8 protein-coding genes are annotated in these 11,193 nt (G+C 42.1%); 6 read left to right on the top strand and 2 right to left on the bottom strand.

Translation table 11 applies throughout. The annotated features are described in order from the left end of the window. Nucleotides 1-359 precede the first annotated feature (359 nt). Nucleotides 360-2,969 (top strand): bifunctional acetaldehyde-CoA/alcohol dehydrogenase, encoded by a 2,610-nt coding sequence (adhE, locus tag EDC44_RS12545; RefSeq protein WP_131979640.1) that lies wholly within the window; start codon nt 360-362, stop codon nt 2,967-2,969. 78 nt (nt 2,970-3,047) lie between these two features. On the opposite strand, the gene asnC is transcribed toward adhE, so the two are convergent. Further along, nucleotides 3,048-3,518, bottom strand: a complete 471-nt coding sequence (asnC, locus tag EDC44_RS12540; protein ID WP_131979637.1) for a transcriptional regulator AsnC — start codon at nt 3,516-3,518, stop codon at nt 3,048-3,050. A 171-nt stretch (nt 3,519-3,689) separates the two neighbouring features. On the opposite strand from asnC, the gene asnA reads away from it, so the two are divergent. The 5 genes from asnA (at nt 3,690) to EDC44_RS12515 (ending at nt 10,014) form a co-directional block, all read left to right on the top strand. Beyond that, nucleotides 3,690-4,679 carry an aspartate--ammonia ligase gene (gene asnA / locus EDC44_RS12535; RefSeq protein ID WP_131979634.1) on the top strand — a complete coding sequence of 330 codons (990 nt, stop codon included), beginning with the start codon at nt 3,690-3,692 and terminating at the stop codon, nt 4,677-4,679. A gap of 115 nt (nt 4,680-4,794) precedes the next feature. Next, complete coding sequence (locus EDC44_RS12530; protein ID WP_243647949.1) at nt 4,795-5,499, top strand: MOSC domain-containing protein; 705 nt, start codon at nt 4,795-4,797, stop codon at nt 5,497-5,499. A gap of 208 nt (nt 5,500-5,707) precedes the next feature. Next, on the top strand, nt 5,708-7,933 hold the full coding sequence (locus tag EDC44_RS12525) for an NADP-dependent isocitrate dehydrogenase (RefSeq protein ID WP_131979628.1): 2,226 nt from the start codon (nt 5,708-5,710) through the stop codon (nt 7,931-7,933). 163 nt (nt 7,934-8,096) lie between these two features. Then, nucleotides 8,097-8,975 carry a D-alanyl-D-alanine carboxypeptidase family protein gene (locus tag EDC44_RS12520; protein ID WP_131979623.1) on the top strand — a complete coding sequence of 293 codons (879 nt, stop codon included), beginning with the start codon at nt 8,097-8,099 and terminating at the stop codon, nt 8,973-8,975. Between the two features lie 217 nt (nt 8,976-9,192). Then, the gene (locus tag EDC44_RS12515; protein ID WP_131979619.1) at nt 9,193-10,014 is read left to right on the top strand and encodes an alpha/beta hydrolase; all 822 of its coding nucleotides are present in this window, start codon (nt 9,193-9,195) and stop codon (nt 10,012-10,014) included. Nucleotides 10,015-10,088: 74 nt separating this feature from the next. On the opposite strand, the gene tal is transcribed toward EDC44_RS12515, so the two are convergent. Then, nucleotides 10,089-11,039 (bottom strand): transaldolase, encoded by a 951-nt coding sequence (tal, locus tag EDC44_RS12510; RefSeq protein ID WP_424276118.1) that lies wholly within the window; start codon nt 11,037-11,039, stop codon nt 10,089-10,091. Nucleotides 11,040-11,193: the final 154 nt, after the last annotated feature.

Here is an 11,193-nt window from a genome sequence, read left to right as displayed (position 1 = left end):
CGAATCCGCACCGGCAGAGCAATTATTCAAATTGTTCGGCTTTACGGTGGAAAACGTAGTGGCGAAAGCAAAAGAGATTTTGTAATTAAATCTTAATAAATCAATATAGGGGTTAGTAGTTGCTAATCCCTTTTTATTTTAATAATTTTTCTAATTCCAACCGCACTTTTTAGCCATTTTTTGATTTTAATGTCCCGTTATTTCTGTTTTTTAAAATAAAAAAATAATTAACAAAAATTAATCTATTTTACGTGATCCAGATCATAAAACTGAGTTAAACAGGCTACTGTTTCTAACTCCAATTGGGTATAATTTTTCACAGTTAAATTTTAATTTTATAAACTTTAGGAGAAATCGTTATGAGTAACGTAGCAGAAAATGCCGTATCACCGGCACAAGCCGAAGTGAATGCACTGGTTGAAAAAGGTTTGGTGGCGTTAGAAGAATTTCGTCAATTAAATCAAGAACAAGTGGATTATATTGTCGGTAAAGCCTCGGTTGCCGCATTGGATCAACACGGTGTGTTGGCAATGCATGCTTATGAGGAAACCGGTCGCGGGGTGTTTGAGGATAAGGCGACCAAGAACCTGTTTGCTTGTGAGTATGTGGTGAACAATATGCGGAATTTGAAAACCGTGGGGGTGATCAGTGAGGATGATGTCACCGGTATTACTGAAATTGCCGATCCGGTTGGAGTGATTTGCGGTGTAACACCGACCACCAATCCGACCTCAACCGCTATTTTCAAATCCCTTATCGCACTTAAAACCCGTAATCCAATCGTTTTTGCTTTCCACCCTTCCGCTCAACAATCTTCCGCTCATGCTGCACGAGTGGTCTATGAGGCTGCGGTGGCTGCCGGTGCACCGAAAAATTGTATTCAGTGGATCGAAAAACCGTCTATGGAAGGCACGGGGGCATTAATGAAACATCCGGGCATTGCCACTATTTTAGCTACCGGCGGTAATGCCATGGTGGAAGCTGCTTATTCTTGCGGTAAACCGGCATTAGGTGTTGGAGCCGGTAACGTGCCTGCTTATGTGGAGAAATCTGCGGATATTAAACAAGCTGTGCATGATATTGTGATGTCCAAATCTTTCGATAATGGTATGGTGTGTGCTTCCGAACAAGCAGCAATCGTAGATAAAGAGATCTATGATGATTTTGTGAAAGAAATGAAATCTTACGGCGTTTATTTGGTGAATAAGAAAGAAAAAGAAATGTTGGAAGAATTTATTTTCGGTGTGAAAGGCAGCAGCAAAAATTGTGCCGGTGCGAAATTAAATGCCGATGTGGTGGGTAAACCTGCAGCTTGGATTGCCGAACAAGCGGGTTTTAAAGTGCCGCCGAAAACCAATATTTTAATGGCTGAATGTAAAGAAGTGGGCGTTAAAGAACCGTTAACCCGTGAAAAACTTTCTCCGGTATTGGCGTTATTGAAATCCACTTCCACCGAAGAAGGTGTGCAAATGGCTGAAGCCATGGTGAATTTCCACGGTTTAGGGCATTCAGCAGCTATCCATACTAAAGATGCCGACTTAGCGAAATCTTTCGGTGAACGAGTGAAAGCCATTCGTGTGATTTGGAATTCACCATCCACTTTCGGCGGTATCGGTGATGTGTATAACTCTTTCCTCCCTTCTTTGACTTTAGGTTGCGGTTCCTACGGCAAAAACTCGGTAGGCAACAATGTAAGTGCGGTCAATTTATTAAATATTAAACGTGTGGGAAGACGGAGAAATAATATGCAATGGTTCAAAGTGCCTTCAAAAATTTATTTTGAGCGGGATTCAATTCAATATCTGCAATCAATGAAAGGTATGGAACGGGTGGTTATTGTAACCGACCGCACAATGGTCGATTTAGGTTTCGTGGAAAAAATTGCCAACCAAATCACCGCTCGCGGTAATCATGTAACTTATCAGTTATTTGCTGATGTTGAACCGGATCCATCTATTGAAACTGTCCGTCGCGGTACGCAATTACTGCGTAATTATCAACCGGATACGATTATTGCGTTAGGTGGTGGTTCGGCAATGGATGCGGCAAAAGTTATGTGGTTATTCTACGAACAACCTGAAGTGGATTTCCGCGATTTGGTGCAAAAATTTATGGATATTCGTAAACGTGCGTTTAAATTCCCGCAGTTAGGTCGCAAAGCCCGCTTTGTGGGCATTCCGACCACATCGGGTACGGGTTCTGAAGTAACACCGTTTGCGGTAATCACCGAGGGCGATAAAAAATATCCGATAGCAGACTATTCATTAACGCCGACGGTGGCGATTGTGGATCCTGCATTAGTGATGACCGTGCCGGCTCATGTTGCCGCTGATACCGGTTTGGATGTGTTGACCCATGCAACGGAAGCTTATGTATCTGTGCTTGCTAATGACTTTACCGACGGTTTGGCATTACAAGCCATTAAATTGGTCTTTGAACATTTGGAAAAATCCGTGAAGGAAAAAGATCCCGAAGCTCGGGAAAAAATGCACAATGCGTCCACGATGGCGGGTATGGCATTTGCCAATGCGTTCTTGGGTATGAATCACTCTTTGGCACATAAAATCGGCGGTCGTTTCCACACACCGCATGGACGAACCAATGCAATCTTAATGCCGTACGTAATCCGTTACAACGGTACTCGTCCGACTAAAACCGCCACTTGGCCGAAGTATAATTACTATAAAGCCGATGTGAAATACCAAGATATTGCCCGTATTTTAGGTTTACCTTGTGCTACACCGGAAGAAGGTGTCGAATCCTTTGCACAAGCCTGCCATGATTTAGCGGTACGTGTCGGTGTAAAAATGTCCTTCAAAGATCAAGGTATCGATGAAAAAACTTGGATGGAGGCACGTCGTGAGGTTGCTCTATTGGCCTATGAAGATCAATGTTCACCAGCCAACCCGCGTTTGCCAATGGTAGAAGATATGGAAGATATTTTAACTCGCGCTTATTACGGTAAATAAAACGGGTTAAAATTGTCGTCAATCGCACCGCACTTTTGTGATTAAATACGCAAAGTGCGGTGCGTTTTTATTTGGTTTTTACGGTTTGATGTCCCGCAAAATCGGATTTTGCATGGAAATCAGGGTTTCGGTGGATTGAATTTCATCAATCAACTGAATTTTTGTTGCCAGCACCATATGCAATTCCGCGATGGAATGGGTCATGACTTTGGTTAATATAGAATAATTTCCCGTGGTGTAATAGGCTTCCACCACTTCGTCAAATTCAATCAGTTTTTTGATTACCGTTTCATAGTCTTTCGCACTTTTCAAAATAATTCCGATGAAACAGCACACATCATAGCCAAGTTTGCGTTCGTTTACTTTGATTTTGGTGCCTTCAATAATGCCTGATTGACGCATTTTTTCCACCCGAACGTGAATTGTACCGGGGCTTACACCGAAATTTTTTGCCATTTCGGCATAAGGCGTACGGGCATCACGGGTCAGCACGCGTAAAATTTGCTGATCTAAATGATCAATGGTCGGATTATTGGATGTTGAGGCCATAGTTGCTCCCTTTATTCAGTTAATATTGTATTTAATTTAAAAAAGTATGTTGATATTTGAATAATATCCATTTAATAAGGTTTTTTCAATAAGAACTAGTGGATTTTTATGGTTTTTTATTGAATAATATCCAAGATTTTTAAAATAGACAAATATAAGGTCAGTTAAATAATGGAAAAGTCATTTATTTTACAGCAAAAAGAAATTTCTTTTGCGAAGAACACATTTACAGAAAAATTAGCGGAACATCTTGGTCTTGTGGAAGTGCAAGGTCCTATCCTTAGTCAAGTCGGTAATGGTATTCAAGATAATCTTTCCGGTATTGAAAAAGCGGTACAAGTTAATGTGAAAAAAATCGAAGGTACTTTCGAAGTCGTACATTCATTGGCAAAATGGAAACGGCACACTTTGGCTCGCTTTGGTTTCAAACCGACGGAAGGTTTATTCGTGCATATGAAAGCATTGCGTCCTGATGAAGACTCATTAGATCAAACACACTCTGTGTATGTGGATCAATGGGACTGGGAAAAAGTAATGCCGGAAGGTATGCGTAACTTGGAATATCTGAAAGATACCGTGCGTAAAATCTACTGTGCGATTCGCGAAACCGAAGCGGCAATTGATGAAAAATTCGGCTTAAAAGCCTTTTTGCCAAAAGAAATCACCTTTGTACAAAGCGAAGACTTGGTAAAACGTTATCCGAACATGAACGATAAAGAACGTGAAAACGCCATTTGTAAAGAATATGGAGCAGTGTTCTTAATCGGTATCGGCGGCAAATTATCCGATGGCAAGCCGCACGACGGTCGTGCACCGGATTATGATGATTGGTCAACCCCATCCGAAGGCGAATACAAAGGCTTAAACGGCGATATTTTAGTGTGGAATCCGGTATTGGAACGCGCATTCGAATTATCTTCAATGGGTATTCGTGTGGATGAAGAAGCATTACGCCGTCAGTTGGCATTAACTAACGACGAGGGGCGTTTGCAATTCGATTGGCACCAAGATTTAATCAACGGACGCTTGCCGCAAACTATCGGCGGCGGTATCGGTCAATCCCGTTTAGTAATGTTATTGTTACAGAAAAAACATATCGGTGAAGTGCAATCCAGTGTATGGCCGAAAGCTGTGATGGAAGAGTTTAAAAATATTCTGTAACTGTTTTTGTGATCAGACTAAACCGCTTCAACTAAGAAGCGGTTTTTTTATGGCTGAAGTGCGGTCAAAATTTTGTTTTTTTCTACCGCACTTTAGGTTGCGGAGGTATATAATAATGACGAATTTATACAGGAGTGCAACGAGAATGAATGCCAAAGTATTACAAATTAAAATCGGATTACCGACATTACTTACCTTTGATGACGGTACGCAATTTGAGAGTGCTATTCGTAAGCAGCCGGTGGATAAAGTGTTTATCACAACACTGGGACCACAAGGCAATGATGTAGGGCTTAAAGCACATCATGGCGGTGTGGATAAAGCCGTATTTTTTATGGCTGCGGATACGTTTGAAAAATTAAACCGATTAACCGGTGCTCAGTTTGATTATCAGGGCACGGCAATTTATGGCGAAAATTTGGTGCTGTCGGCATTGAACGAAGAAAATGTGCGAATCGGTGATGTGTATCAAATCGGCGACTGCCTTATTGAAATTTGTCAGCCACGCCGACCTTGCAGCCGTTTATCAAAAAATACGCATAACGAAAATATGAAAGAAACGATTTTTGTTCATGGTTTGACGGGTTGGTATGGACGGGTTTTACAGGAAGGTCAAATTCACCGCGGCGATGCTGTGATATTAAAGCGGCAGGGACATCCGGAATTAACCGTAATGTCACTGAATCAACTGCTGATTGACAACAGTTTAAGCAAAATTTCGCTGATTCATACCGCACTTGCCTATGCCCCGCTGGCCGCAGGATTTAAGCGTTCTCTGGAAGGCAAATTACGCGGTGAAGATGGTCGTGTTAAAGGATAAAACTGCATAAAAGTGCGGTAGGTTTTCGATAATTTTCTGGGTAGCATTAGAAGTGTTTGCGTATAATCGCGGATATTTTGAAATTATTAGCTGAATTTTAACATAAACATATAAATTGCATAAAAATTGTTAAAATTACTTGAAACTAAGTAGGAATAACGTGTAGATTTTACTTCACAAACGCAACAAAAAACAAAAGGAATCTCTTATGGCAAATTCAACTATCGTTTATACCTACACCGACGAAGCACCAATGCTCGCCACTCATTCATTATTACCGATTATCAAAGCTTTCAGCAAAAGTGCGGATATCGAATTTGTGACCAGTGATATTTCTCTCGCCGGCCGTATTTTGGCTCAATTTCCCGATTATTTAACAGATACACAAAAAGTGCCCGATGCCTTGGCACAGTTAGGTGAATTGGTGAAACAGCCCGATGCCAATGTGATTAAATTACCGAATATTTCCGCATCCATGCCGCAACTGTTAGCTGCGATTAAAGAATTACAGGAAAAAGGCTATGCCGTTCCGGATTATCCTACTGATGTAAGCAGCGATGCTGCAAAAGAAATTCAAGCCCGTTATGATAAAGTGAAAGGCAGTGCGGTGAATCCGGTATTACGTGAAGGCAACTCTGACCGCCGAGCCCCGAAAGCCGTGAAAAATTTCGCGAAAAAATACCCACACTCTATGGGAGCATGGTCGAAAGAAAGCAAAACCCACGTTGCTACAATGACGAGCGGTGATTTTTGCCACAATGAAAAATCCATTACTGTGCCGCAAGCCACTACGGTGAATATTGTATTTACCGATAAAAATGGTAACAGCATGCCATTGCGTAAGCCATTACCATTGCTTGCCGGTGAAATTTTAGATGCGACCGTAATGCAGAAAAAAGCCTTAGTGCAGTTTTTTGAACAACAAGTGGCCGATGCAAAAGCCAAAGGTGTGTTGTTCAGCTTGCACGTCAAAGCCACGATGATGAAAGTTTCCGATCCGATTATTTTCGGTCATGCCGTGAAAGCCTTTTTTAAACCGGTATTTGAGCAGTTCGGGGCAGAACTGACCGCAGCGGGTGTGAATGTGAATAACGGTTTCGGCGATTTATTGACGAAATTGGATAAGCTTGAGCCATCTATCAAAGCTAAAGTGGAACAATGTATCAATGACATTTACGCCGCTAATCCGGATGTAGCAATGGTAAACAGTGATAAAGGAATCACTAACCTGCACGTACCAAGCGATGTGATTATTGATGCGTCTATTCCGGCGATGATCCGTACATCCGGTCAAATGTGGAATAAAGACGGCAAACTGCAAGATACCAAAATTATTATTCCTGACAGCACTTACGCTGCGGTTTATGACACAGTGGTGAATTTCTGCCGCAAACACGGGGCTTTTGATCCCACAACAATGGGAACAGTGCCGAATGTAGGCTTAATGGCACAAAAAGCGGAAGAATACGGCAGCCACGATAAAACCTTTGAAATTCAAGCCGACGGTGTGGTGGAAGTGAAAGACGAGCAGGGCAATGTGCTATTGAGCCATAATGTAGAAGCGGGCGATATTTGGCGTGCTTGTCAAACCAAAGATGCACCGATCAAAGATTGGGTGGCGTTAGCGGTGGAACGTGCCCGTTTAAGCGGAATGCCTGCGGTATTCTGGCTTGATCCGCAGCGTGCTCATGACAGCGAATTAATCAAAAAAGTAAATGCTTACTTGGCTGAACTGGATACCAACGGCTTGGATATCCGTATTCTACCGTTAGCGGAAGCCACGGAATTATCTCTCACCCGTATTAAAGCCGGTCAAGATACCATCAGTGTAACCGGTAATGTGTTGCGGGATTACTTAACGGACTTATTCCCGATTTTAGAATTGGGAACCAGTGCGAAAATGTTATCTATTGTACCGTTAATGAACGGCGGTGGTTTATTCGAAACCGGTGCGGGCGGTTCCGCACCAAAACACGTGCAACAATTCCTAGCAGAAAATCATCTGCGTTGGGATTCTTTAGGCGAGTTTTTGGCTTTAGCGGTCTCTTTTGAACATTTAGCCAATAAAACCGACAATAAAAAAGCACAGATCTTGGCGAACACCTTAGATCAAGCTACAGAAAAATTATTGTTAAACGATAAATCGCCAAAACGCAAAGCGGGCGAATTAGATAACCGCGGTAGCCATTTCTATTTGGCTATGTACTGGGCGGAAGCCTTAGCGACACAATCTGAGAACAGCGAACTGGCACAACAATTCGCACCGCTTGCTCAAGCGCTGCAAGCCAACGAAACGGCTATTATGAATGAACTAAGCCAAGTTCAAGGTCAACCGGCTGATATCGGCGGTTATTATGCACCGATTGCAGATAAAGCCGCTCAGGCTACGCGACCAAGTGCCGTGTTTAATACCATTATTGAGCAATTTGTATAAATATTGAGAAACCCTATGCAAAAGTGCGGTGGGTTTTGAAAGAGTTTTAATGCCGTCTGAGCATTGTGCTTAGGTGGCATTTTCTAAAAAATATAATCGCTAGAATGCCGACACAAAAGTCGTTATAATAGCCGGGTTGTTCTTTTTTTACTCAGTATCAAAAATGTTTAAAAAATCGCTGCTACTTTCTTTCTTTTTATCACTTCCGTCCATGGTAATGGCACAAGCTTATGTGGTGTATGATTTTACGCATGATCGCGTATTGGAAAGCCGTTCGCCGAATAGTGTATTGCCGATTGCATCCATCACTAAATTGATGACCGCAAACGTATTCTTGGAGAACAATAAAAATAAGCATTGTACTGCCACGATTACTGAAGACGATTATGACTATATCAAAGGCACCGGCACGAAATTGCCCAAACACACGCCGATTGCCTGTTCGGAGCTATTAAAAGCGATGTTCGTTCATTCGGATAACTATGCCGCACACGCACTGGCACGTTCGGCAGGCATGAGCCGCACGCAGTTTATTCAGAAAATGAATCAAAAAGCACGCGAATTAGGCATGCGTTCCACACGTTTTAGCGACAGTTCGGGGCTGTCCAGCCATAATGTTTCCAGCGTGATGGATCTGGTTAAATTGGCGAAATATTCTCTCTACAAACCGGAACTAAAAACGCTGTCGAACACGCGTGCCGCTTATATTCGCACTAATCGCAAAAACGTATTTATACAAAATACCAATAAGTTAGTGCGCGAAGAACTGTTTGATGCTGCGATTAGTAAAACGGGTTATATCCGCGAATCCGGCTATAATTTGGTGTTTATTAACAAACATGAATGTAATGATGCCACCATCGGCGTTATTAGCCTGAACAATTCCAGTTCGGCATCCCGCTCTAACTTTACGAAAAATAAGTTGGAATCTTATGGTTGCCTTGCGTCAAACAATCTTGCCATTAACAATATGAACGATAAAGCTTTTGAAACCTATGACGAACAAGGTCTGTCACAACTTATCGAACGCGTAACAAACTAAAAAAAAGCCGCTTAAATTATATTCAGGCGGCTTGTTTTGCAGTGGTACGGATTCGCAAAAAATTAGAGGAATATGACCGTTTGTCGTTGTAATCCCATTTCCAAAAGTTCTGCTCCGTAGGGCTTTTTTCCATTCGACCATTAATTCTCTTCACATGCCGTTGGACAAATCTGCTAAAATTATCACAATTTTTTTACAACAGGATTTTACGCAGTTTATGAAATTCAATCACCATTATCTTCAGATGGAAGAACATTTTCTTTATGTGCCGTACTATGATCATATGCGTCGAGTACGTGTGCTGTTACCGAAAGATTATTATCATGAAGATTGGCAACGCTATCCGGTCGTGTATATGCACGACGGTCAGAACGTGTTTTATAGCAAGGAATCGTATTCCGGTTATTCGTGGAAAATTATTCCGACCATTAAGAACCATCGCGAATTTCCCAAATTGATTATTGTCGGCATTGATAATGCCGGTGAAAAACGATTGGACGAATACGGCCCTTGGCAAACCAATACGGGTTCCACGCCGGAAACCACTAATGCCGGTGGCATGGGCATGGAATATGGCCAATGGGTGGTGGAGATCGTGAAGCCTTTTATCGATAAAATTTATCGAACCAAACCGGAACGCGAGTATACGCTGTTAGCCGGCAGTTCTATGGGGGGGATTATCACTGCTTATATGGGGGCCGCCTATCCACAGGTCTTCGGGCACCTGGGCGTATTCTCGTTGGCGTCTTGGTTTAGCGAGCAGGATTTTATTGCTTATATGCATAATCACCCCGTTTATCAGGATACGAAAGTGTTTATTCAGGTAGGCACCAACGAAGGCGATGATATGGATTCGCTGTTTATTTCAAATATGAATCAGGCGTATATTGATTGTACTTTGCATTACTATCAAGCGTTGCTGCGTTGTGGTCATCCGGTGGATAACATTCGTCTGAAGATCATGGCAAACGAAATTCATCATGAAATACATTGGGCAAATCACTTTGTAGATTTTCTGCGGTTTTCCTTGGTGGAATGATAAACGATGAATAGAAAAGTGGGCATTTATTGCCCACTCAAACCATAGCCTTTTCATCAATTAAAATTCTATTATTACAATTTACTTAAAAGCATCGCTTCTAATTTTTCAATGTCTGCGGCAAATTTACGGATGCCTTCCGCTAATTTATCCACTGCCATCGGATCTGCATTGTGTTCCCAGTAGAATTCCGCTTCCGTCATCGGAGCAGGACGTGCTTTCACTTCACCGGTGTAAGACAATTTACGCTCAAGTGCGGTGGAATTTTCTTGTAATTCTTTTAATAAGCCCGGTGCGATGGTTAAACGATCACAACCCGCAAGCTCGGTAATTTCACCTACGTTACGGAAACTTGCCCCCATTACCACAGTTTCGTAGCCGTATTGTTTGTAGTAGTTGTAGATTTTAGTTACAGACATTACGCCCGGATCTTCTGCCGGAGCATATTCTTTTTTATCTGTATTCGCTTTATACCAGTCTAAAATACGCCCCACAAACGGAGAAATCAAATACACTCCCGCTTCCGCACAAGCACGTGCCTGTGCTTCAGAAAATAACAAGGTTAAGTTACAGTTAATGCCTTCTTTTTCCAAAATCTCTGCGGCACGAATACCTTGCCAGGTAGAGGCAATTTTGATCAAAATACGCTCATTGGCAATACCGGCTGCGTTGTAAAGAGCGATAAGTTTTCTCGCTTTTTCCACGGTTGCCTGTGTATCATAAGACAAACGTGCATCCACTTCCGTTGAAATCCGTCCCGGTACGATTTTTAAGATTTCCAAACCGATATTGACGGCTAATTTGTCCTCAGCATCAATCAATTGTTGTGTTTTATCATGACTTTGAGCTTTAGCGTAAGCCACCGCTTCATCAATCAAAGAAGCATATTGCGGTAATGCGGACGCACTCAAAATTAACGATGGGTTTGTTGTAGCATCTTGCGGTTGATATTGTTTAATGGCTTCGATATCACCTGTGTCGGCAACGACTACGGTCATTTTTTTTAAAGTTTCTAATTGTGACATAATTTTTCCTTTTCAATTTATCTATTGGGCGTGTCAGCATGCCCGGAACTAAAATACATTAAGATTTAATTACAAAATCTCTTTTGCTTTCGCCACTACGTTTTCCACGGTAAAGCCGAACAATTTGAATAATTGCTCTGCCGGTGCGGATTCA

The organism is Cricetibacter osteomyelitidis (genome assembly GCF_004340985.1).
GTDB classification, from domain to species: Bacteria; Pseudomonadota; Gammaproteobacteria; order Enterobacterales; family Pasteurellaceae; genus Cricetibacter; species Cricetibacter osteomyelitidis.
This window is presented reverse-complemented; position numbering and strand designations above follow the sequence as displayed.